Source organism: Mesorhizobium sp. WSM4849 (genome assembly GCF_055811385.1).
In genome coordinates, this window is the sequence record NZ_JBVVPW010000011.1 from 177,824 (window position 1) to 200,493 (window position 22,670).

The 22,670-nt window shown below is 61.6% G+C and carries 22 protein-coding genes and 1 tRNA gene; 14 read left to right on the forward strand and 9 right to left on the reverse strand.

Translation table 11 applies throughout. From position 1 onward, the window contains the following. The first annotated feature begins 89 nt into the window (after positions 1-89). The 4 genes from serS (at position 90) to AC0L3L_RS14825 (ending at position 4,965) form a co-directional block, all read left to right on the forward strand. The gene (gene serS, locus AC0L3L_RS14810) at positions 90-1,634 is read left to right on the forward strand and encodes a serine--tRNA ligase (RefSeq protein WP_473638122.1); all 1,545 of its coding nucleotides are present in this window, start codon (positions 90-92) and stop codon (positions 1,632-1,634) included. Next, a complete protein-coding gene (surE, locus tag AC0L3L_RS14815; protein ID WP_473638123.1) occupies positions 1,634-2,392 on the forward strand; it encodes a 5'/3'-nucleotidase SurE in 759 nt (252 codons plus the stop codon). The genes serS and surE overlap by 1 nt, the downstream gene beginning before the upstream one ends. Continuing rightward, positions 2,389-3,054 carry a protein-L-isoaspartate(D-aspartate) O-methyltransferase gene (locus AC0L3L_RS14820; RefSeq protein WP_208867856.1) on the forward strand — a complete coding sequence of 222 codons (666 nt, stop codon included), beginning with the start codon at positions 2,389-2,391 and terminating at the stop codon, positions 3,052-3,054. The genes surE and AC0L3L_RS14820 overlap by 4 nt, the downstream gene beginning before the upstream one ends. Before the next feature lie 417 nt (positions 3,055-3,471). Next, positions 3,472-4,965: a peptidoglycan DD-metalloendopeptidase family protein gene (locus tag AC0L3L_RS14825; protein WP_473638124.1), complete on the forward strand. Its 1,494-nt coding sequence runs from the start codon at positions 3,472-3,474 to the stop codon at positions 4,963-4,965. A 158-nt stretch (positions 4,966-5,123) separates the two neighbouring features. Here AC0L3L_RS14825 and AC0L3L_RS14830 read toward each other — a convergent pair whose 3' ends face one another. Continuing rightward, on the reverse strand, positions 5,124-5,999 hold the full coding sequence (locus tag AC0L3L_RS14830) for an ATP-binding protein (protein WP_473638125.1): 876 nt from the start codon (positions 5,997-5,999) through the stop codon (positions 5,124-5,126). 292 nt (positions 6,000-6,291) lie between these two features. Between AC0L3L_RS14830 and yajC the strand changes: the two genes are divergently transcribed. The 4 genes from yajC (at position 6,292) to AC0L3L_RS14850 (ending at position 10,862) form a co-directional block, all read left to right on the forward strand. After that, positions 6,292-6,630: a preprotein translocase subunit YajC gene (gene yajC / locus AC0L3L_RS14835; RefSeq protein ID WP_065007771.1), complete on the forward strand. Its 339-nt coding sequence runs from the start codon at positions 6,292-6,294 to the stop codon at positions 6,628-6,630. A gap of 326 nt (positions 6,631-6,956) precedes the next feature. Beyond that, positions 6,957-9,509 (forward strand): protein translocase subunit SecDF, encoded by a 2,553-nt coding sequence (secDF, locus tag AC0L3L_RS14840; RefSeq protein WP_473638126.1) that lies wholly within the window; start codon positions 6,957-6,959, stop codon positions 9,507-9,509. A gap of 104 nt (positions 9,510-9,613) precedes the next feature. Then, positions 9,614-10,003 carry an Mth938-like domain-containing protein gene (locus AC0L3L_RS14845; protein WP_473638127.1) on the forward strand — a complete coding sequence of 130 codons (390 nt, stop codon included), beginning with the start codon at positions 9,614-9,616 and terminating at the stop codon, positions 10,001-10,003. Position 10,004: 1 nt separating this feature from the next. After that, positions 10,005-10,862: a phytoene/squalene synthase family protein gene (locus AC0L3L_RS14850; RefSeq protein ID WP_473638128.1), complete on the forward strand. Its 858-nt coding sequence runs from the start codon at positions 10,005-10,007 to the stop codon at positions 10,860-10,862. A gap of 52 nt (positions 10,863-10,914) precedes the next feature. On the opposite strand, the gene AC0L3L_RS14855 is transcribed toward AC0L3L_RS14850, so the two are convergent. The 3 genes from AC0L3L_RS14855 to trmFO all read right to left on the reverse strand — a co-directional run bounded on the left by AC0L3L_RS14855 (position 10,915) and on the right by trmFO (position 13,012). Then, a complete protein-coding gene (locus AC0L3L_RS14855) occupies positions 10,915-11,247 on the reverse strand; it encodes a type II toxin-antitoxin system RelE/ParE family toxin (RefSeq protein ID WP_473638129.1) in 333 nt (110 codons plus the stop codon). Next, a complete protein-coding gene (locus AC0L3L_RS14860) occupies positions 11,231-11,521 on the reverse strand; it encodes a type II toxin-antitoxin system ParD family antitoxin (RefSeq protein ID WP_473489573.1) in 291 nt (96 codons plus the stop codon). The genes AC0L3L_RS14855 and AC0L3L_RS14860 overlap by 17 nt, the downstream gene beginning before the upstream one ends. A gap of 78 nt (positions 11,522-11,599) precedes the next feature. Continuing rightward, entirely contained in the window at positions 11,600-13,012 is a 1,413-nt protein-coding gene (trmFO, locus tag AC0L3L_RS14865) for a methylenetetrahydrofolate--tRNA-(uracil(54)-C(5))-methyltransferase (FADH(2)-oxidizing) TrmFO (protein ID WP_473527559.1), read from the reverse strand. Between the two features lie 150 nt (positions 13,013-13,162). Here trmFO and AC0L3L_RS14870 point away from each other — a divergent pair, with 150 nt between their 5' ends. Continuing rightward, positions 13,163-13,714 (forward strand): hypothetical protein, encoded by a 552-nt coding sequence (locus tag AC0L3L_RS14870; RefSeq protein ID WP_473638130.1) that lies wholly within the window; start codon positions 13,163-13,165, stop codon positions 13,712-13,714. A 373-nt stretch (positions 13,715-14,087) separates the two neighbouring features. On the opposite strand, the gene AC0L3L_RS14875 is transcribed toward AC0L3L_RS14870, so the two are convergent. Together AC0L3L_RS14875 and AC0L3L_RS14880 are read right to left on the reverse strand one after the other, a co-directional pair. Next, on the reverse strand, positions 14,088-14,228 hold the full coding sequence (locus tag AC0L3L_RS14875; RefSeq protein WP_473638131.1) for a DUF1127 domain-containing protein: 141 nt from the start codon (positions 14,226-14,228) through the stop codon (positions 14,088-14,090). 54 nt (positions 14,229-14,282) lie between these two features. Beyond that, positions 14,283-14,423 (reverse strand): DUF1127 domain-containing protein, encoded by a 141-nt coding sequence (locus AC0L3L_RS14880; protein ID WP_091596947.1) that lies wholly within the window; start codon positions 14,421-14,423, stop codon positions 14,283-14,285. A 237-nt stretch (positions 14,424-14,660) separates the two neighbouring features. Between AC0L3L_RS14880 and AC0L3L_RS14885 the strand changes: the two genes are divergently transcribed. Genes AC0L3L_RS14885 through AC0L3L_RS14895 form a run of 3 tightly spaced genes read left to right on the forward strand, consistent with a single transcriptional unit; the run spans position 14,661 to position 17,863 of the window. Beyond that, positions 14,661-15,776 (forward strand): DUF2157 domain-containing protein, encoded by a 1,116-nt coding sequence (locus AC0L3L_RS14885; RefSeq protein WP_473638132.1) that lies wholly within the window; start codon positions 14,661-14,663, stop codon positions 15,774-15,776. Beyond that, complete coding sequence (locus tag AC0L3L_RS14890) at positions 15,773-16,354, forward strand: GDYXXLXY domain-containing protein (RefSeq protein ID WP_473638134.1); 582 nt, start codon at positions 15,773-15,775, stop codon at positions 16,352-16,354. Before AC0L3L_RS14885 ends, AC0L3L_RS14890 begins: the two co-directional genes overlap by 4 nt. Positions 16,355-16,414: 60 nt before the next feature. Next, positions 16,415-17,863 (forward strand): aromatic amino acid lyase, encoded by a 1,449-nt coding sequence (locus AC0L3L_RS14895; protein ID WP_473638135.1) that lies wholly within the window; start codon positions 16,415-16,417, stop codon positions 17,861-17,863. A 74-nt stretch (positions 17,864-17,937) separates the two neighbouring features. Here AC0L3L_RS14895 and AC0L3L_RS14900 read toward each other — a convergent pair. Continuing rightward, positions 17,938-18,020 (reverse strand) — tRNA-Leu (locus tag AC0L3L_RS14900). Positions 18,021-18,542: 522 nt separating this feature from the next. Between AC0L3L_RS14900 and AC0L3L_RS14905 the strand changes: the two genes are divergently transcribed. Both AC0L3L_RS14905 and tig read left to right on the forward strand, forming a co-directional pair. Further along, positions 18,543-19,244: a hypothetical protein gene (locus tag AC0L3L_RS14905; protein ID WP_473638136.1), complete on the forward strand. Its 702-nt coding sequence runs from the start codon at positions 18,543-18,545 to the stop codon at positions 19,242-19,244. 543 nt (positions 19,245-19,787) lie between these two features. Further along, the gene (gene tig, locus AC0L3L_RS14910; RefSeq protein ID WP_473638158.1) at positions 19,788-21,260 is read left to right on the forward strand and encodes a trigger factor; all 1,473 of its coding nucleotides are present in this window, start codon (positions 19,788-19,790) and stop codon (positions 21,258-21,260) included. Positions 21,261-21,341: 81 nt separating this feature from the next. On the opposite strand, the gene AC0L3L_RS14915 is transcribed toward tig, so the two are convergent. Both AC0L3L_RS14915 and AC0L3L_RS14920 read right to left on the reverse strand, forming a co-directional pair. Continuing rightward, the gene (locus tag AC0L3L_RS14915; RefSeq protein WP_473638137.1) at positions 21,342-21,668 is read right to left on the reverse strand and encodes an antibiotic biosynthesis monooxygenase family protein; all 327 of its coding nucleotides are present in this window, start codon (positions 21,666-21,668) and stop codon (positions 21,342-21,344) included. Continuing rightward, a complete protein-coding gene (locus tag AC0L3L_RS14920) occupies positions 21,616-22,611 on the reverse strand; it encodes an alpha/beta fold hydrolase (protein ID WP_473638138.1) in 996 nt (331 codons plus the stop codon). Before AC0L3L_RS14920 ends, AC0L3L_RS14915 begins: the two co-directional genes overlap by 53 nt. Positions 22,612-22,670: the final 59 nt, after the last annotated feature.

Sequence of the window (22,670 nt, forward strand, 5' to 3'; positions counted from 1 at the left end):
GGGGGCGCGAAGGAACTCGATCTTGACATCTTGCATCGGTCAAGGATGCGGTTTACGCCCTCTGACCTAGCTCAGGAGCGTTCAGGACCATGCTTGACATCAAATGGATTCGCGACAACCCGAAGGCCCTTGTCGAGGCGCTCAGGAAGCGCTCGTGGTCCAGCGAGGACGCGCAGTCCACGGTCGATGATCTGATCGCCAGGGACGAGGCGCGGCGCGAACATCTGACCGATCTGCAGACCAGGCAGGAGCGCCGCAACGCTGCTTCGAAGGAGATCGGCAACGCCGTGCGTTCGGGTGACGCCGCTCTTGCCGAAAGGCTGAAGACCGAGGTCGGCGAGATCAAGGCTTTCATCCAGAACGGCGAGGCGCGCGAACGCGAGCTCGACAAGGCGCTGACCGATGCGCTGGCGGTGCTGCCCAACGTGCCGCTCGACGACGTGCCGGTCGGCAAGGACGAGCACGACAATGTCGTCAAGCGCATCGTCGGCAAGGTGCCGACCCGCCCGAACTGGGTCAGAGAGCATTTCGAGATCGGCGAAGCGCTCGGCATGATGGATTTTGAGCGGGCGGCGAAACTGTCCGGCTCGCGGTTCACCGTGTTGAAAGACGGGCTGGCACGGATGGAACGTGCACTCGGCCAGTTCATGCTGGACCTGCATACGACCGAGCATGGCTATGAGGAGATCCAGCCGCCGCTGATGGTGAATTCGGCGACTATGTATGGAACAGGACAACTGCCAAAATTCGCACTAGATTTGTATAGAATTCACGACGAAAGCAGCCATGCCCATTACGGTATGGAAGAACATACCGCAGTCATTCCCGGAATATTGAACCAAATCGATCTCTTTCCAAAACTTGTAAAATATCTGAGCACCAGACGCGCGGATCCAGAAAGTGAGGCGCTGTATCAAGCTCTTGCTGACGGCTTCGGCGATACGACCTTGGAAAGTGTCGAGTATTTTGCGGATTTTTTGAACTCAGTTGTCGATGGCTCGGAAGACAGCAACGGTTTGCTCTCGGACCGATGGCTCATCCCCACCGCCGAAGTCCCTCTGACCAATCTAGTGCGCGAAGAAATCACGCCGCATGAAAAACTGCCGCTGCGCTATACCGCGCTGACGCCGTGCTTCCGTTCGGAAGCGGGCTCGGCCGGACGCGATACGCGCGGCATGCTGCGTCAGCACCAGTTCTACAAGGTCGAACTGGTGTCGATCACCGACCAGGACTCCTCGCTCGCCGAGCACGAGCGGATGACTGAATGCGCCGAGGAAGTGCTGAAGCGTCTTGGCCTGCCGTTCCGCACCATGACGCTGTGCACCGGCGACATGGGCTTCGGCGCGCGCAAGACCTATGACATCGAGGTCTGGCTGCCGGGCCAGAACGCCTATCGCGAGATTTCGTCATGCTCGGTCTGCGGCGATTTCCAGGCGCGGCGCATGGACGCCCGCTACAAGGACAAGGACGGCAAGGGCAACCGCTTTGTCCACACGCTGAACGGCTCCGGCACCGCCGTCGGCCGCGCTCTGATTGCTGTCATCGAAAACTATCAGAATGAGGATGGCAGCGTAACCATTCCTGAAGCGCTTCGGCCTTACATGGGCGGTCTGGAAAAGATCGAATCAAAATAATGCGCATCCTCCTGACCAACGATGACGGCATCCATGCCGAGGGCCTTGCATCGCTCGAACGCATCGCCCGCACGCTGTCGGACGACGTCTGGGTGGTGGCGCCGGAGCAGGACCAGTCCGGCTACGCGCACTCGCTGTCGATCTCGGAGCCGCTGCGCCTGCGCAAGATCGGCGAAAAACACTTCGCCGTGCGCGGCACGCCGACCGACTGCGTCATCATGGGCGTGAAGAAGATCCTGCCTGCAGCACCCGACCTGATCCTGTCCGGCGTCAATTCCGGCGCCAACATCGCCGACGACGTCACCTATTCGGGCACCGTTGCCGGCGCCATGGAAGGCGCGCTGCTTGGCGTGCGTTCGATCGCGCTCAGCCAGGCCTATTCCTATCTCGGCGAGGATCGCGTCGTTCCCTATGAGACCACCGAGGCGCTGGCGCCGGCGCTGCTCAAGAAGCTTGTCGCCATGCCGCTGCCGGACGGCGTGCTGCTCAACGTCAATTTTCCGAATTGCGCGCCAGAAGAGATCGCCGGCACGGTGGTCACAACGCAAGGCAAGCTCGTCCACAGCCTGTGGGTCGATGAGCGCCGCGATGGGCGCGGGCTTCCCTATTATTGGCTGCGCTTCGGCCGCGAGCCGGTCGAGGGCAAGCAAGGCACCGACCTCCACGCCATGCGCAACCAGCAGGTATCGGTGACGCCGCTGCAGCTCGATCTCACCGCTCATGAAATCCGCGATCAACTGACCAAGGCGCTCGCATGAACCTGAACCATGGTCCGACGGTCGACGACCGCGAAGGCTTCGCCGCTTTCCTGCTCCGCCTGCGTGGCAAGGGCGTGGTGCCGAAGGCGCTGATCGCCGCCTTCGAGGCGACGCCGAGGCGCGGCTTCCTTTCCGCGCAGTTCCATCCGATCGCCTGGTCGGACCGCATGCTGCCGATCGAATGCGGCGAGGCGATCGAGGGCGCCGATCTGCAAGCTGCGGTGATCGCAGCACTTGCCATCGAACCGGGCAACCGCGTGCTCGAGATCGGCACCGGGTCGGGCTACACGGCGGCGGTGATGTCGCGGCTTGCTGCGCGGGTCGTCACCGTCGACCGCTACAAGACGCTGGCCGAGCAGGCCAAGCAGCGCTTCGACGCGCTCGGCATCGGCAATGTCATCGTGCGCCAGGCGGACGGCTCGAACGGACTGGCCAATGAAGCGCCGTTCGATCGCATCGTCGCATGGGCGGCCTTCGACAGCCTGCCGCGCTTCCTGCTCGACCAATTGTCGAGCGGCGGCATCGTCATCGCTCCGATCGGACCCGAGGAGGGCGAGCAGGTGCTGGCCAAACTGACCAAGGTCGGCAGCCGCTTCGAACGCGAGGACATCGGTCTCGTCCGCCTGCAGCCGATCCTGCGCAGCGTAGCCGCGGTCATCTGATTATCCGACGCATCGCGCGCTTGGGGATCGATCAGCCGAAGCCTCTCGGTCGTCATCCTAGGGCCCAGCAAGGAGCGAAGCGACGCAGCGCAGACCCTAGGATCCATGACGCGCCATCAAGGCGTTGCAACGGTGCAGAATGCTGTTCCCCTGCATTCTTCGGCTAAGGTAACGGAATGGATCCTAGGGTCTCCGCGACGGAGCTTCGCTCCTGCTCCGCCCTAGGATGACGAAGCTGAGGCCTTCGGCCAATTCTTCGACTCCGGCGCGGCCTGACCTGAATCTCGACATACCCCAAACAGGCAGCCTTAAATATTTTAAGAAAATTTGCGTCTGATTCTAAAGGTTTAACCGACCGGTAACATTAACGCGCTTTAATCACGGTCAGTCTGTACCGGGTATCTGCGGGTAAAAGCGATGCAATTCAGTATTTTGAAGGCAAACGGACGCAATCTGGCGCGTGGTTTCGCTGTCCTTATGGTTGCGGGCACCGCGGCGGGATGCAGTTCCCAGGTCTCGCGGTTCAACAGCGTCGACGACGTCTTCACCTCCTCGACCAACAACCAGCGCGCCATCATCGACAAGCAGGACGCCGCCCAGCCTTATCCGGGTGATGCGCCGGTGTCGGCCGCGCCGCTCGACGGCAGCCATACCCAGTCGGTCAGCCGCTCAAGCCTTGAACCGGTTACGACGCAGCAACTGCCGCCGGTCAGCCAGTCGCAGCCGGCCCCCGCCGCCAGTCCGGCTCGCACCGCTTCTGTGCCCGCCGCCGCACAGGTCGACCGTACTGCGACCGGGACAGCGGCAAAGCCGTTCAAGAACGCACAGCCTGATGATCCGCGCATGGCGACGGCAGGCGGCGAACCGCGTGCCACCGAAATCATCGTCAAGGACGGCGAGACCATTTCCGGCCTGTCGCGGCGCTACGGCGTGCCGGCCGATGCCCTCATGAAGGTCAATGGGCTAAGCGCGACCAACGGGCTGAAGACCGGCCAGAAGCTCGTCATTCCGGCCTATGCCTATTCAGGCAAGAAACCGGCGCCGAAGCTTGCGGACGCCAAGCCTGCGAACGACACCAAGCACGATTTGCCGGCCAAGGCGCCGGAGATGGTGGCCGTGCTGCCGCAGCAGCCGAAGCTCAGGGAGGGCAAGTCCGCCGCGCAGGTGGATGCATCGGCCGCAACAAGCCAGCCGAAGGACGCCGCACCCAAGGCGGCTGGTGCCGGTGGCACCTACACGGTCCAGCAGGGCGATACGCTGTCGGCCATCGCCAGGAAGACAGGCGTCGGCGTTGTTGTGTTGAAGCAGGCGAACGGTTTGCAGGACGGTCTGCTCAAGATCGGCCAGACCCTGAAGGTGCCGGCCGGCGGAACCGCGACGGTTGCCAGCGCCAAGCCGGCAAAGGTCGATCCGGTAACGACTGCCACCACCCCGCCTGCGGCAAAGACCACGCCTTCGGAGACGCTCGCCGCCTACACGCCGCCCCAAAAGGCCGCGAAGGTCATCCAGCAGGCCGAGGACGACGACGCGGTGGCGCCAAACGCCACCGGTATCGGCAAGATGCGCTGGCCGGTACGCGGCCGCGTGATCTCCAGCTTTGGCAGCGGCAAGGATGGTGTCGACATCGCCGTGCCGGAAGGAACCCCGGTCAAGGCGGCCGAGAACGGTGTCGTCATCTATGCCGGCGATGGTCTCAAGGAATTCGGCAATACGGTTCTGGTGCGCCACGAGAACGGGTTGGTCACTGTCTATGGCCACGCCCGCTCGATCGAGGTCCAGCGCGGCCAGAAGGTCAAGCGCGGCCAGGAAATCGCGCAGTCCGGGATGAGCGGCACCACCGACTCGCCGAAACTGCATTTCGAAGTCCGCAAGAATTCGGCGCCAGTCGATCCTTCGACCTATCTTGAATAAAAGAAAGTCGATCCTTCGACCTATCTTGTATAAAAGAAAATCGACCCTTCGACCTATCTCGAATAGAACAAGAAAAGCGATTGCGCGCCGCCTGACCTCCAGTCCGGCCCGCCGGCTCAGCCCGCCCCTGCAGGGGCGGGCTTTTTCAGTCCTTGTCCCTAATCTTTGAGAGATTTGCCGAGCCGGCCTGCCAGATCCTGGGTGAATTGCCAGGCAACGCGGCCCGAACGGCTGCCACGCGTCGTCGCCCATTCCAGCGCCTCGGCGCGCAGCGTCTCGGGAGCGATGACAAGACCGTGATGGCTGATATAACCGTCGATCATATCGAGATACTCGTCTTGCGAGCATTTGTGGAAGCCGAGCCAGAGGCCGAAACGGTCGGACAGCGAGACTTTTTCCTCGACCGCCTCTGACGGGTTGATGGCGGTCGAGCGCTCATTGTCGATCATGTCGCGCGGCAACAGATGCCGCCGGTTCGACGTGGCATAGAAGATCACATTTTCCGGGCGGCCCTCGACGCCGCCTTCGAGCGCCGCCTTCAGCGACTTGTAGGACGTGTCGTCGTGGTCGAAAGAGAGGTCGTCGCAAAACAGGATGAAACGGTAAGGTGCCGCCTTCAGCAAATTCATCAGCTTCGGCAGCGTGTCGATGTCCTCGCGGTGGATCTCGATGAGCTTGAGCGGCAGGTCCAGCTTTGCCGACGCGTTGATCGCGGCATGTACGGCCTTGACCAGCGAGGACTTGCCCATGCCGCGCGCGCCCCACAACAGCACATTGTTGGCTGCGTATCCGGCGGCGAAGCGCTCGGTGTTGTCGACCAGTATGTCGCGGACGCGATCGACGCCGCGGATCAGGCCGATGTCGACGCGGTTGACCTTGAGCACCGGCTCCAGATAGCCGGGATCAGCCTGCCAGACGAAGCAATCGGCCCCGCAGAGATCGGTTTCCGGCACCGGCGGCGGAGCGAGGCGGGCGACCGCCTCGATCAGGCGGTCGAGCTTCTTGTTCAGGGCTTCGATGGTGCTGTCGGTCATTTCTTGTCTTTTTGTTTCTGCATTCAGGAAGACGTGACAACGGAACCTATTTGATTCCGGCGGTTTCGGAACCGGCTCCAACCTTTTGTTAGAGCATGATCTTTTCCGAAACTGCGCTCCATTTTTCGGGATCATGCTCTAACACGGCTCAACCAGCCCGAAAAGCAGCCGAAATGCCTGGCCGCAGTTGCATTGGCAACTTTACCGACTATATTCCGGCCAAATTTCACGGGGCCGCCAAATTTCCCCAGGACGGTTTGGCGGCTGTTTTTCAAAATTCAGGAGTACCTCGATGTTCGTGACACCGGCATATGCCCAAGGCGTCGGCACCTCCCCGGATATGTTCATCAGCATTTTGCCGTTTGTCCTGATTTTCGTGATCATGTATTTTCTGATCATCCGGCCGCAGCGCACGCAGTTGAAGAAGCGCGGCGAGATGCTGGCGGCGGTTCGCCGCGGCGACACGGTCATCACCGGCGGCGGTTTTGTCGGCAAGGTGACCAAGGTGATTGACGACAACGAGCTCGAGATCGATCTCGGCGGTGGCACCAAGGTAACGGCGCTGCGCTCGACGATTGCCGATGTGCGCGTCAAGGGCGAGCCAGTGGCGAACCAGAACGCCAAGAAATAGCCGAAATTTCTGGGGGAGCGGTCCGCGGATACGCCCCTGACGGACGACGCCATTTGCTGTATTTTCGCACTTTGAGACGACTCTGATCTGGCTGGCCACCCGGTCCAGGGCGCCAACGATCTCGTGATGCCATTGCGCGCTGGTCTCTTGCCGGCAAGATTGACAATAGTGGAAGAAAGCCCGATGGCAACACCAGAGTGAACTGCCTCGTGCTCGACAATCACCCGTATGCTGACCGAGGCGAGCCGGTGGCGAACCAGAACGCCAAGAAATAACCCAATTCCAGGCGGAACGATCCGCCAGAATGCCCTGACGGACGACGCCATATGCTCTATTTCTCGCGCTTCAAGATGATCCTGATCTGGCTGGCCGTGGCCGCCACCGTGATCTTCGCTGCGCCCAATCTTTTCTCAGCCAGCACGCTGGCCAAGCTTCCCGACTGGGTGCCGAAGCGCCAGATGACGCTCGGCCTCGATCTGCAGGGCGGCTCGCATATCCTGCTCAGGATGGATCCGAACGATCTGACCAAGGATCGGCTGGCGACGACGCGCGACCAAATCAGGACACTGCTGCGCGACGCCAAGATCGGTTACACCGGCCTTGCCGGATCAGGCCGGACCGTGCAGGTCCGCATCACCGATCCCGGTCAGGTCGATGCCGCCAAGACGGCGCTGAAGACACTGACCGACCCGGTGGCCGCCGGCCTGTTCAGCGGCGGCTCCGTCCAGGAGATGTCGCTGGATGATTCCGAGCCCGGCCTGCTCAAATTCACCGTTACCGACGCCGGCATCAAATACCGCACGTCGACGGCGCTGGCGCAGTCGCTCGAGGTCGTCGAGCGCCGCGTCAACGAACTCGGCACCACCGAGCCGATCGTGCAACGCCAAGGCGACGACCGCATTCTGGTCCAGGTGCCGGGCCTGCAGGATCCGCAAAGGCTGAAGGAAATTCTTGGCCAGACCGCCAAGCTGACCTTCCAGATGGTCGACCAGTCGATGCCGGTGCAGGACGCGCTCAACGGTCGCCCGCCGGCGGGATCCTCGGTTCTGTATTCGCAGGACGATCCGCCGGTTCCATATCTGATCGAGAACCGCGTCATCGTTTCGGGCGAAAATCTCGTCGATGCGCAGGCGACGTACAATTCCCAGACCAACGAGCCGGTGGTTTCGTTCACCTTCGATTCCAAGGGAGCGGCGCGTTTCGGCCAGGCCACCTCGCAGAATGTCGGCAAGCTGTTTGCCATTATCCTCGACAATCAGGTGATTTCGGCACCGCAGATCCGCGAACCGATCCTTGGCGGCAGCGGCCAGATCTCGGGCAATTTCACCGCCGAGAGCGCCAACGACCTCGCCGTGTTGTTGCGTGCCGGCGCGCTGCCGGCGACGCTGACGGTGATCGAAGAGCGCACAGTAGGCCCTGGGCTCGGCGAGGATTCCATTCACGCCGGCAAAGTCGCCGGCGTGATCGGCTCCATCCTCGTCGTCGTGTTCATGTTCGTGGCCTATGGCTTTCTCGGCTTCATTGCCAATATCGCGTTGGCGGTGCATGTGGCGATGATCATCGCGTTGTTGTCGTTGCTTGGCGCGACACTGACATTGCCCGGCATCGCCGGTATCGTGTTGACCATCGGCATGGCGGTCGATTCAAACGTTCTCATCTACGAGCGCATCCGCGAGGAGCGGCGAAACGGTCGCTCGGTAATCCAGGCGATCGACACGGGCTTTTCGAAAGCGCTGGCCACCATCGTCGATTCGAACGTCACCTCGCTGATCGCGACCGTGGTGCTGTTCTGGCTCGGGACCGGACCAGTAAAGGGCTTTGCTGTAACCTTCGCCATAGGCATTCTGACCACCGTCTTCACCGCCTTCACCTTCACCCGGCTGCTGGTGTCGATCTGGCTCCGCCGCGCTCGCCCGAAGGAATTGCCGCGCGCGCCGGTGACCTTCGTCCCGCCGGGCACGAGAATTCCGTTCATGGGCATCCGCCGCTGGACATTCGCGCTGTCCAGCATGCTGTCGATCCTGTCGGTCGTGCTGTTCATGACAGTCGACATCAATTACGGCATCGACTTCAAGGGCGGTTCGCTGATCGAGGTCCAGGCCAAGGATGGCACCGCCGATATTGCCGACATCCGCGGCAGGCTTTCGGAACTCAACATCGGCGAAGTGCAGGTGCAGCAGTTCGGCGACCCGAACGACGTCTTGATTCGCGTCGGCACGCAGGAGGGTGGCGAGAACGCCGAACAGACCGTCATCGACAAAGTGCGCGGCGAGTTGCAGGACAACTACGATTTCCGCCGCGTCGAGGTGGTGGGACCGACAGTTTCCGGCGAACTCGCCAAGCAAGGCACCATCGCCATGCTCATCGCACTGCTCGGAATCCTGATCTATGTGTGGTTCCGCTTCGAATGGCAGTTTGCGGTCGGCGCCATCATCGCCACAGTCCACGATGTGGTCATGACGATCGGCTTTTTCGTCATCACCGGTCTCGAATTCAACCAGTCGTCGCTTGCAGCGATACTCACCATCATCGGCTATTCGCTTAATGACACGATCGTCGTCTATGACCGTGTTCGCGAAGACTTACGAAAATACAAGAGAATGCCGCTGCCGCAATTGTTGAACAACGCCATCAACGAGACGCTGTCGCGAACGACGCTGACCTCGGTGACGACGATGCTAGCGCTGCTGGCGCTGGTGCTGTTCGGCGGCGAGGTGATCCGCTCGTTCACGCTGGCGATGCTGTTCGGCGTCGTCTTCGGAACCTATTCGTCGATCTTTATCGCCGCCCCGCTGCTCATCCTGTTCAAGCTGCGGCCGCAGGCCGCGACGGCTGATGAGGAGAAGCCGGTGAGCGGCGGCAAAGCCGTGGCGACCTGACGATTGCCGCGGCAGAAACATCTATTTGCTGGTGGTCCCTATCGTTCTAACATTCGCAAACGACGCTGTTGGAATGGGATGCGAATGTTAGAATCGGACCACTAGTGGCAAAAGGCATCGTCATCCGCGAAGCGCATTTCCCCGGCCGTGCGCCGATCGAGGCCTATGGCAATGGCGGGTTTCGTTTCGCCGACATGTCGCATCGCGGCTCGCTCCTGTGCCTGCCGTCGGGCATCTATGGCTGGGAGCCGGCTGATCCCCTGGCACTGACGGCGGCGGATTTCGCCAAGCTGCTCAACGAGGCTGACAAGGTCGAGATCCTGCTGGTCGGCGGCGGCAAGGACCTCAGGCCGTTGCCGGCCGCGTTGCGTGCCGCGCTGAAGGCGGCGGGCATTGCGGCCGATCCGATGTCGACTGGTGCTGCCGTGCGGACCTACAATGTTCTTCTTGCGGAAAACCGTGCGGTGGCCGCCGCACTGATTGCCGTCGAGTGACGTGAGCGAAAACGCCAAAATCGTCATGCAAACGGTGCGAGCCGCCGACCATGACCGCTATGTTTGCGCGCTCTATGCGCCCGAGGACAAGCGTGACGCACTTTTTTCGCTCTATGCCTTCAATGCCGAGATATCAGGCATTCGCGACCGTATCCGCGAGGCGCTACCCGGCGAGGTGCGGCTGCAATGGTGGCGCGATGTCATCGCAACCGAGGACAATGGGGACGGGGTTGGCCATCCTGTCGCGGACGCGTTAAAGGCTACGATTTCCGCCCACCACCTGCCGAAACCCGCCTTCGAGAACATGCTCGAAGCCCGTATTTTCGATCTCTATGACGACCCTATGCCGTCGCGCACCGATCTGGAAGGCTATTGCGGCGAGACCGCAGCGGCGCTCATCCAGCTTGCAGCGATGGTACTCGATCCGGTCGCAGCACCGCGGTTTGCCGAACTTGCGGGCAGGGCAGGTTGCGCACAAGCGATGACCGGCCTTTTGCTACTGCTGCCATTGCACCGCAAGCGCGGGCAGTGCTTTGTCCCGGCCGACATTCTGGCCGCGGCAGGGTCGTCGCCGGAGGAGTTCGTTGCGGGCAATGGTGGGCCTGGAGCGCAACGCGCTGTGGCGGCGATGATTGCGCTGGCGCAAGAGCATCTTGCAGCATTCGAAAGCGGTGCATCGGCGTTGCCGGTTTCGCTGCGACCGGCATTTTTGCCGCTGGCCTTGTCGCGCGCCTATCTCGGCAAGATGGAAAGTTCTCGTCAGTCACCTCTGAGCGGCGTGGCACGGCTCTCGGCCTGGCGCCGCCATTGGCTGCTGTTGCGCCGGGCGACTCGAGGCTGGCCTGCTTCAACCGGCTGATCTGGCGCCGAACTGGAGCCATGAAGCGGCGGCGATCATAGAATCGTTTTCATTACGATGGTTCGCTAGGCCCGCTATCGCGCATCAGTGTCTCGTAGTCGCGACCGCCATAGAAGATGTTGACGATGCGTACGAGATCATGATCGACCATGTAAGCGATGACGGCAGAATGCTCGAACGGAACTGTTCGCAATCCTGGCACGATGTCGTCGCGCGGGCGGCCACCGCGAGGGGCATTGCCGATGTTTTGGCAGCGGTCTTCGATACGCAGAACGAATTTCAGTGCGATGTCAGCACTTCCGCTAGCCTCGACGACGTGTCTGAAAATTGCTGCCAGATCACCGCTGGCGCTTTCGCGATACTCGACCTCAAGCCGCCGAATCATCGGCGCGGCTCGAATACTGCGCGAAAAATCCCTTAAGACGGTCGCGAACCTCCTCCCCAGAAAGGTTCGGTCTCGTGTCCTCGATAGATGCCTTCACGCGCGCCCTGATCGAGGCCATGCGCTCGGCATGCTCTTCCTCCTCGCGCTGGAAGGCGCGAAGTGCTGCGCGGATGACCTCGCTTGCCGATCCGAAGGAGCCGTCCTCGACTTTTTTGCGGATCATGCGCGCCATTGCGGGCGTGACGGTGACTGACAGTTTCTCGGCGGGCTCCATGGAATTGCTCCCTATGATGGAGGGTGGGATACTATCCTACTCTCCTGTCGCCCGATCGACAAGGAACAGACAGGCGGACTACTCCGCCGCTTCCGTCGCCAATGATGCAAGTCCCAGCCATTCGCGGCAGTCGGCCAGTGCGCGTGACGTCACCGCACGCCGCTTGGCGACGGTCTTGTCCTTGCCGCGCAGGCGCTTTCCCTCGGCTTTCGGCGCTTCCACAGGGGGAAACAGGCCGAAATTGATGTTCATCGGCTGGAAGGAGCGCTTTCCCGGCTCGTCGTCGGAAACGATGTGACCGCCGGTAATATGGTTGAGCAGCGCCCCAAAAGCTGTGGTCATCGGCGGCAGCGCCGGCGCGTGGCCCAACCGCTCGGCGGCGGCAAAGCGCCCGGCAAGCAGGCCGATGGCGGCACTTTCGACATAGCCTTCGCAGCCGGTGATCTGGCCGGCGAAGCGCAGGCCGGGCCGCGACTTCAGCTGCAGCGATTGGTCAAGCAGCGTCGGCGAATTGATATAGGTGTTGCGGTGCAGGCCGCCGAGGCGGGCGAATTCGGCGCTTTCGAGGCCCGGGATGGTGCGGAAGACGCGCACCTGCTCGGCGTGCTTCAGCTTGGTCTGAAAGCCGACCATGTTGTAGAGCGTGCCCAGCGCATTGTCCTGTCGAAGTTGCACGACGGCATAGGCCTTCACCGATGGATTGTGCGCATTGGTAAGCCCCATCGGCTTCATCGGCCCATGGCGCAGCGTCTCGACGCCGCGCTCGGCCATGATCTCGATCGGCAGGCAGCCGTCGAAATAGGGCGTGCCTTCCCATTGCTTGAATTCGGTCTTTTGGCCCGCCACAAGCGCCCCTACGAAGGCGAGATATTGCTCCTTATCCATCGGGCAGTTGATGTAGTCCTTGCCGGTGCCGCCGGGCCCGACCTTGTCGTAGCGTGACTGGAACCAGCAAATGTTCATGTCGATTGTGTCGAAATGGACGATCGGCGCGATAGCATCGAAGAAGGCGAGCGCGTCGGCGCCGGTCACTTCCGCAATCGATTGCGCGAGCCCAGGTGAGGTCAGCGGGCCCGTGGCGATGATCGCCTGGTCCCAGTCCGCCGGCGGCAGGCCGGGTACTTCCTCGCGCCGGATGGTGATGAGCGGATGCGCTTCGAGCTTTTTGGTCACCGCTTCGGAAAATCCGTCGCGGTCGACGGCAAGCGCACCGCCGGCCGGCACCTGGTGGGCGTCGCCGGCGCTCATGATCAGCGAACCGGCCAGCCGCATTTCGGCGTGCAGCAGGCCGACGGCGTTGGTCTGCGCATCGTCGGAGCGGAAGGAATTGGAACAGACCAGCTCGGCCAGCCCATTCGTCTTGTGCGCATCGGTGCCGCGGACGGGACGCATTTCATGCAGGACAACGGGAACGCCGGCCTCGGCCGCCTGCCAAGCGGCTTCGGAGCCGGCGAGACCGCCGCCGATGACGTGAATGGGATTCTTGCTCATGAGCGCCGAAATAGTCGCTTGTAGCTGCGATTGCAATTGCCCCGGTTAGCGGCGCTGTTGCCGCCAAGTGCTGCAATCGTCTACTGTCGGAGAATGGACGGGAGTCTCGGGGTCTTTGCCAGAGCGGCATTTCTGACAGTCTTGATCGCCGTGGGCGAAACAGCCGCCGCCGGCGAACTGGCCGCGACGGCTTCCAGGCGGATCCCCATATGTCACGGCTACAGTTGCAACTATCGCACGATGCTGGCGCTTGGCCCCGGTGACGGCGCGCGTTTCCGCGCTATCCTGCGTGCGGGTGCGGGTTCGCCCCAGGCCGAGCGTTCCGCTATTTCGAAGGCTGTCCGCTATTTCGAGCAGCGCATTTTCCGGGCCACCGGCATTCGCGATCTGCCGCAATCGGAATTCGGTGCATCGCGCATCAGGGGCCAGATGGATTGTGTCGACGAATCGACCAATACGCATGCGCTGCTGGTCTATCTTGCCGAGCGAAAACTGCTCAGGTTTCACAAGGTCGAGGACAAAGCTTCGCGAGGCCTGTTTGTCGACGGACGCTATCCCCATTGGACGGCGGTGATCAGCGACCGCGGCGGCACCGAATGGGTGGTGGATTCCTGGTATGCGCCGATGGGCGGCGCACCGGACATTTTTCCGTTGAGCCAGTGGAAGAAACGGGGCGTTCTGGAAAGCGGTGCGCTGGACTGACAGGGACATGCCGCCAAAACGGCTGCCAGAGTGCCTCGACCCTGAAAAAAACAACACCCGCCGGGGGAGGAGGTCCGGCGGGTGTCGTTTTGCTGGTCGATCCTCGGGAGGAGGTGAAGATCGACCGTATTCGTCATCGCCGGGGAGGAGGTCGGCTTTGACGAAATTCCGTTCGCCTGATGAAAGGGGGCGAAACCCTTTTGGGACGAAATTCCTTTCGCCCCTGGGACGAAATTTCGTCCCGGGGAAACAGCGCCCGCCGCGGGAGGAGGTACGGCGGGCGCCGTTTTTGTGGTCAACCCTCGGGAGGAGGTGAAGGCTGACCGTATTCGTCAGGGTCGGGGAGGAGGTCGACCCTGGCGAAATTCCTTGACTAGATCGCCTTGCGGGCGATGCTCTTGATCTCTTCGCGGACGATGCCGAGATCATGCAGCTGGCGGTTCGAAAGGCGACCCAGCTCGGCAACCGTCGAGCGATAAACGCGCCAGTTACGATAGTTGCGGATCAGGTTCATTGTCGTTCTCTTTTCAAGTCAAACTGGTTCGGACCATTTGCGGTCCGAAGAGGATTAGACCGCCTTGCGGGCGACGTAGTGGATGTCGCTGCGGCTGATGCCGAGGTCGGTCAGTTCGCGGGTGCTCAGGCGGCTCAGCTCGGAAACGGTGTCCCGGTAGCGGCGCCAGTTGCGGTAGTTGCGGATCAGGTTCATGGTATTTCTCGTTTCGTCTTTCTTCCGGATCATTCCGTCTTTGTGTACGCCCTGAAGATAGGTGGGGTCATATCGATTTAAAAGCGCTATTGGTGCATGGCAGCAATGCAAATTGTGCAATGCACCATCGCCGCCAAATCACGTCTTCGACATAGATAGGCCCGAATCGGAAAATGCCGTAGCGTCAACGGTTTGGCCGGATCGGCTGAAAAAAAGAGCAAGCTGGGGGAGAAAGGCATGGCGAGCTATTCGTCACGCGTCAGGACCGATATCGCACGATGGCTGCAGGCTGGCCTGATCGACGCCTCGACGGCCGACGCGTTGACGCGCGACGTCGAGGCCAATGAGCGCAAATCACTGAGCTTCGGCTCGATCCTGGCGATGATGGCGGCGCTGCTTTTTGGTGCGGCCGTCCTTATCTTCGTCGCCGCCAATTGGGAAGCCATCCCGCGGCTGGCGCGGGTGGCAGCGCTCTTCGCCATCATCCTCGCCGGCTATGTCGGCGGCGCGGTGCTGAAGACACTCGACCATGCTGCTATCGGCGAGGCACTCTGGATTGCCGCCGCGGCGGCATTCGGCGGATCGATCGCGCTGATCGGCCAGATGTATCATTTATCCGGCGACGAAACATCGGCCTTGATCACCTGGGGCGCTGGCACGGCCTTAGCGGCGGTTGCGCTGCGCTCGAACCCACTGACCGTCGCGTCTGTCGGCATTGCCGACGCATGGCTGTTCCTGAGGGGGTTTGACTATTTCGGGCGCGCGGAATTTCCGTATCTCTTCGTCGTCATGGCGAGCGTGTTGTTCGCCATTTCGTTCTGGACCCGCAGCCAGGCGGCTCGGCACCTGATCATCCTGTCGGTCATTTTCTATCTCGTGCTGTTGTTTACGGAATACGAAACGCTGCAGGTCGCCGTCCCGCTCATTGTCGTGTCGACGCTGCTTTTCGCGGCTGCGATCTTCGCTGCCGGGCCCGTCGACCGGATATTGCAGCTTGGCGGCCGTCTGCCCTTACACGCGCTGATCGGGTTTCTCACCGGCCTGGCGATGATCCAGTTCGAACTAGCCGGTGAGAGCAACAACGGCGGCTTCGGCATTGCCTCGGCCGTTGCGCTTGCCGGCATTGTCGCGGCGATTGTGCTGGGAGGCCGCGAGAGCAGGGGCTTGCGCTGGGTTGCCTATGCCGGCTTCGCCCTCGAACTCGCCATCATCTATGTGGTGATGTTGCAGTCGATGCTCGACACAGCAGGCTTCTTCCTTGCAGCCGCTGTGCTTCTTGGCCTGCTTGCCCTTGTCATCCTCCGCGTGGAAAAGCGCATGAGGGCCTCGAGCGTGGAAGGAGCGGCGGCATGATGACCGGTAAAAGACTGATCGTTTCGGCGGTGGTGCTGGCGCTCGTCCAGATCGGCTTCCTGAGCTGGATCATCGCCGGCCGGGCGGCGATCCTGCGCGACGGCAGGCAAGTGCTGCTGAGGGTCGAACCGATCGATCCGCGCGATCTCCTGCGCGGCGACTTTATTCGCCTTGGCTATGAGATTTCGCGCATACCGGTGAAGCTGATCGCCAACATTCCGGCCGGTAAGCTCACGAGCGACGACACGCCGATCGTCGTCAGGCTGAAGCAGGGCGCCGACGGCTATTGGGAGGCGACCGCGGCCTGGTTCGGGCAAGCGCCTGCGCCGGCAGCATCCGACGAAGCCGATATCGTCGGGCAAGTGGCTGAGGGGTGGGATCTCAGTGCAGCCACGACGATCGCGCCGGATTACGGCATTGAACGTTTCTATCTGCCGGAAGGCGAGGGGATGGCGATCCAGAACGACATGCGGGTGCGGCCGTTCGGCGTCCGCGTCGCAATCGCAGCCGATGGCGCCGCGCAGATCAAGGCGCTGATGGACGGCGACAAGACGCTGTTCGAGGAACCGCTTTATTAGAATTGGAAAGCCGGGCCGGATTAGAATTGGAAAGCGTGGCCGGCTCGGACAGCATCAAACATGACAATTATCCTGACGACACGAGAAGACATAAATCTCGACTCGGTTTTCCGCGTCGCCTGGAAGAAAGACACGGTGCAAATCAGCGGCAATGCCTTACAGCGCATCGCAGAGTGTCGCGCGTCGTTCCTGCGTCTCATCGAGACCGACCCTGTACCGGTCATCTATGGCGTGACCACCGCCATGGGAGAACTGGCGAGCAGGCGGCTCGAACTTGGCGAGCGGGATCGCCACGCGCGCATCAAGGCGTTCGCAGCCGCCACATCGTTCGGCGAGCCTTTGCCAGATCGCGTGGTGAGGGCGATCGTGCTCGCCCGCCTGGCGAATTTCCTCGAAGGAAATGCTGCGACCACACCACGCATGGCGCTCGCCGTCGCTTCGATGCTGGATAGCGGACCTATGCCCCTGGTGCCATCCTCCGGCCAGGGCGGTGCCGGTGAAATCCTCGCCCTCTATCCGCTCTTTGCAGAACTTTCGACGCGCTTCGACCTGGAAGTCAAGGAAAGGGGATCATTGATCAATGGCTCGCCCTGCGCTGCCGCACTTGTGGCCGACGCTGCCTTGGCGGCTCGCCGCCGCATTCGCCTTGCCGAAAAAGTCTTTGCGCTTTCGATCGAAGCGTTTCGCGCGCCGCTCGAACATTACGACCCGGCGCTCGACGCGCTTTGGGGCGATGAACACGAAGCAGCGGCGCTGTGCGGATTGAGGGAGTTTCTTGCCGGCGCCGGCACCGGGCGCCGCAATTATCAGGCGCCGGTCAGCTATCGCATCGTTCCTCGCATCCTGGGGCACGCGCATCGCGCGCTGGCATCGGCGGAAGGCGCGGCGACCGTGTCGCTCGCCTCGGTCTCGGACAACCCGGTCTACATCCCGCCTGACGACGTGCATCCGCTCGGGCGCTGCATCAGCACGGGCGGCTATCACAATGCCATGGCAACACCCGCCCTGGATGATCTGGCGGCGATATGGGCCGATATCTGCCTGTTGTGCGACCGCCACGCCTCGAAGCTTTTGAACGGCAAGGTCTCGCTCCTGCCCGATCTGCTTTTGACGGGGCGGGACTGGAGCGACAGCGACGGCCACGGCAATGTCGGCTATGTGCCGATGGCGATCACGGGTTATCTGGAGCAGGCGAAACTCGCGGCCCAGCGAACCTTCATCCCGGGAACGGAATCGGCCGGCGCCGGCCAGGACGACGTCGCCACGACGGTGTTCCTCGCATGGACGAAGGAAGCACGCGCCGGCCGCTGCCTCGATGCCGCGATGGCGATGCTGGCGGTGATCGCCTCGCAGGCACTGCATGTCACCGAGCGCGTGGCGCCTCTGGCGCTTCAGTCGTTCGCCGCGGATATCAGAAGCATCGTGCCGCCGGTCGGTGACGATCGCGTGCTGGGGCCTGAACTTGCGACTTTGACCGGATGGTTCACGCGCCAGGTCTTTGAGGAGTAGGCACCAAATTGGTGCGGATGAAGGGACTCGCCTTCCGACACTGGAACCTTAATCCACTGTTCGAGGGGGAGCAGTGGTGCGGGTAGAGGGACTCGAACCCCCACGTTCTCACGCCAGAACCTAAATCTGGTGCGTCTACCAATTCCGCCATACCCGCTGGCTTCGTGTCACCGTGACATGTCTATGTCACAAGCCATGTCACAAGTTCAAGACTTAGATTTTCGAGGTTTTTTGGGCCTCGCGTTGCCGTCTATGCCGTTCGCTTGGGCAAGTCCCAGCCCGTAGACCGTGGGCCCACGCGCGCCATGCATCGGCATCGCGCTCAAACTGGCGGTCATATAGGTCTAGCGCTGGAGCACAAAGTCGTGACGGGACATTCGGTTTCCTTGCAAAGCTATCTGCCATGACGAGCACCAGATAGTGCCGTCGGCGGCCACGGCGCGGACCTTCCGTCCAAAATAGGCGAGGTGGCGCGAACGAACTCGTTCGCGGTCAGGTCTTCCTGGCCGAGGATGTATTCCCAAATTCTTTCAAATTGATTCAGAATATTTTGCTACCCGTAAGTTACGATCGCAAACATTGTTTCGTGTTAGCAATTCAACAACTCCCTGAGTTCGTTATCGCTAAAGTAGCAGGCGCTGAAACTGCTGCTGTGGGGTAACTACCAAAGGAGAGTGTCATGGCAAATTTCGTTAAGAGTTTCGCCACAGCTTTGGCCGGTGGTGCACTTGTTTTATCTCTATCTTTTCCCTCCAGCGCAGGCGGCATTAGCGTCGGCGCCGGCGCATCGGTCGGCGGCCGAGGCGGCGTAAACGCCGGTCTCGGCGCCTCGGTCGGCGGCAGTGGCGGCATCAATGCGGGAGCCGGCGCCTCGGTCGGCGGCAGGAGCGGGGTGAACGCCGGCGCCGGTGCATCGATTGGCGGCAGCAAGCGCTTTACCGCTGGTGCCGGCGCCTCGATCGGCGGCAGGAGCGGGGTAAATGCAGGCGCCGGTGCATCGATTGGCGGCAGTAGGGGCGTCACGGCTGGCCTGGGTGCCAATGTCGATGGCACTGCCGGTGCAGGCGCAAACGTGGGCGGCACCGGCGGCATTACGGCTGGCGCAGGCGCAAATTTAGGCGGCACCGGCGGCATTACAGCGGGCCTGGGTGCCAATGTCGCTCGCACGAGCGGTGTCGGTGTCGGCGTCGGCGGCGGAACGCTTGCCGGGACACTTGGCACTCTTGGAACACCGGGGACTCCCGGCATGCCGAGCGTGGTCGCGCAGATGTCCAGCAGCCAACTGATGCGCATGAAGAAACGCTGTGTCGACGTGCTCAGCAGCGAAGGCACCTATGACCGTGACCTGCGGCAGCTTTGCATGCTGATCGCGCGTCGCTGAGCACTCGCAAACGAGAGCGTCGCATCGGCCGTGGAGGCTTTGACAATACTCTCCTGGCTTCGCGGCCGGCCCGCCACCCGCAACGTGGCGGGCTTCTCTGCATCAGGATCGCTGCGCTGAGCCATTATTCTGTCAATGTCGCGGTCAAAATAGCGGCCGTTCGCCGGCGCATGATCCCGAAAATCGAAAAATCGTGTTTCGGGATCATGCGCCAAAATCAAGGTGCTACAAGCGTCCTTGCGCGTCCAAGAAGGACGCGCGGCGCGGTAGACGCGAAGATGGTTGAAAATTAGCCGCGCCTGTGACAAAAGGCGTGTCGAATGTGACGGGATGCGACGATCCGCTTCTGCAGAATGTGATAAGAAGTAGGAAAAACAAAGACTTATTCACATTTTGGAGCGTATTTCTGGAGGATTTGAGCCGCGTTGGGCGGACAAATTGCCAAGTCCCGCACCAAAAGCCATTCCCGGCAAGATCATACCGGCAGGCTGTAAACGGCAGGAGCCGTTTGGCTGCCTCATTGGTGGAAACAAAGGTTCTATGATGCAGGTCACCGAAACGCTCAACTCCGGTCTCAAGCGCGAGATCAAGATCACCGTGCCGGCCGGTGACATGGAAGCCAAGCTGATGGCGCGGCTTTCCGATGCCAGGAGCAAGGTCCGCATCAACGGCTTCCGTCCCGGCAAGGTGCCGGTGCAGCACCTGCGCAAGGTCTATGGCAAGTCGTTCATGGCCGAAGTGGTCAACGAGATCCTCAACGATTCGACCCGTTCGATCATTACGGGGCGCGGCGAAAAGGCTGCCATGCAGCCCGAAGTAATCATGACCGAGGACGAGAAGGAGGCCGAGAAGATCCTGGCCGGCGGCGCCGACTTCGAGTTCCGGCTGAACTACGAGATCATCCCGCCGATCGAGATCAAGGATTTCTCCGACATCAAGGTGACACGTCAGGTGTTCGACGTGCCGGATTCGGAAATCGACGAGCAGGTCCAGCGTGTCGCCGAATCGGCGCGCACCTACGAACCGAAGACCGGCAAGGCCGCCGAAGGCGACCGCGTGACGATCGACTATGTCGGCAAGATCGATGGCGAAGCCTTCAGCGGAGGCGCCGGCACGGACCAGCCGCTGGTGCTCGGCTCCAAGGAATTCATTCCCGGCTTCGAGGATCAGCTCATCGGCAGCAAGGCCGGTGACGAGACGCAGGTCACGGTCACGTTCCCGGAAAACTACCAGGCGGCGCATCTGGCCGGCAAGGAAGCGACCTTCGACGTCACCGTCAAGGAAGTGTCCAAGCCCGGTGCGTTGGAAATCAACGACGAAACGGCCAAGAATCTCGGCCTGGAATCGCTGGAGCGCCTGCGTGAAGTGGTGCGCGGCCAGATCGAGAACCAGTTCGGTTCGATGACGCGCCAGAAGATCAAGCGCCAGCTGCTCGACCAGCTCGACGCCGCCTACTCGTTCGAGGCGCCGTCGAAGCTCGTCGAGGCCGAGTTCAACAACATCTGGAACCAGGTCAACCGCGATCTGGAAGCCGCCGGCCGCACCTTCGCCGACGAGGAGACGACGGAAGAAGAGGCGCGCGCCGAATATATGCGGCTTGCCGAGCGCCGCGTGCGTCTCGGCCTGGTTCTCGCCGAAATCGGCGAGAAGGCCGGCGTCACCGTGTCGGACGAGGAATTGCAGCGTGGCCTGTTCGAGCAGGTGCGCCGCTATCCGGCCGCCCAGCAGCAGGAAGCCTTCGAATTCTACCGCAGCAATCCCGAAGCGCTGAACACGCTGCGCGCGCCGCTGTTCGAGGAGAAGGTGGTCGACCATCTGCTCAGCCAGATTTCGGTCACCGACGTCAAGGTAAGCAAGGAAGAGCTGATGGCCGACGACGAGGACAGCGAGACGGCCAAGGCGAAGCCGGCGAAGAAAGCTGCCGCGAAGAAGGCCGACACCAAGAAGGCCGACGATGCGGAAGAGCCCAAGAAGAAGGCCGCGCCGAAGAAGAAAGCCGCCAAGGACGCCGAATAACACGGCATTCTGCGAATTGCGAAAGGCCGCCCTTGAGGCGGCCTTTTTCGATGCTGTCGACGTCGCAAGGCCGCTGCCGCCCTAATTGCCAGGTAATTGATTGACGAGGATCCGCATCACCGTCACTCGTTGGGGCAGTTCAACGAGAAACTCTTCGTCACGCGGCAGGTGATGGATCTTGTGCGGGTCGCCGCCGGTGAAGCTCGCCATGGCTTCGACGTCAGGCCAGTACGAGATCGTCACGAACTCTGTTTCTTCTTCGCGATCTTCGCGAAACAACTGCACGCCAAGTGCCTTCTCCTGAAGCGGCCGAATGCCTTCGCGGCGTAGATAGGGCTCGTAGACGTCTGCCAGATCACGGCGTGTCCTTCCCCGCCAGATCCGGGCAATTGTGGCGTTGTCGGTCATGAAGTGCGCTCCTCTCGATGGGTTGTGATGAGGATGGGGCAGCTATGGGGGGATCCGCTGCGGTGTTGTGCAGGCGATTAATGCAGGAACTTGCTGAGAAACCGTCGCACCAATGGCAGGGCGACCTCGAAATGGGTCTCTCCAGCAGCCAGTGCCCTGCGTCGTCCAGCAAATGCAGTTCGGCCTCGGGGAGATCGCGCAGATAGGCGCGCGCTGCCGGCTCGGGCATGTATTCGTCCTTCGGGCCCCAAAGGATCATTGCCGGCGGCCGCTGCTCGCGCAGGTATCCCTGGTAACGAGGGAACCAGTCGAGATTAGCCTTGAGTTTCTCCATCAGTCCGACTGAAAGCGCACGGCGCACAGGCGTATTCATCAGCGGCCAATGCAACTTCCACATATCGGGCGGGACACGTCGAGCGACGTCGCCATCGACTTCGCCGACGAACTCGGCGCGAAAGCCGTCCTCGCTCACCGCGTTTTCGAGCGGCGCACGGTTCGCCGGTGAAGGATCCCGCCAAAAACGCCGGATCGTTTCGTATTTTGGGCCAAGAGCATCCGCGTAGATGTCGCCATTCTGGATGATCAGGGCCCTGATCCGCGATGGATGCGCTATAGCGTGGCGCAGGCCGATCTGCGAGCCGTAGTCGTGCAGCCATAACGCGTAGCTGCCGAGCCCCAGCGCGTCAGTGAACCGCTCCAGGAAAGTCGCGTAGGCGTCAAAATCATAACCGAACCGTGCCGGATCGGGGGTTCCACTGTAGCCAAAGCCGGGGAAATCCGGCGCGACCGTTCGCCAGCGATCGGCGAGCGCCGGCATCAGCCGGCGATATTGGAAGGATGAGCAGGGATAGCCATGCGGAAGCAACAACACCGACGCGGCTTCAGGACCTGCTTTCCTGTAAAAGACCGTCTCGCCGTCGATCGTGAGGGTGCCGTGGCGCACCTCCAGGACGCTCCTATCGTTCATGGACGCTTCTCTGATCTTTGATCTTGTGGACACTG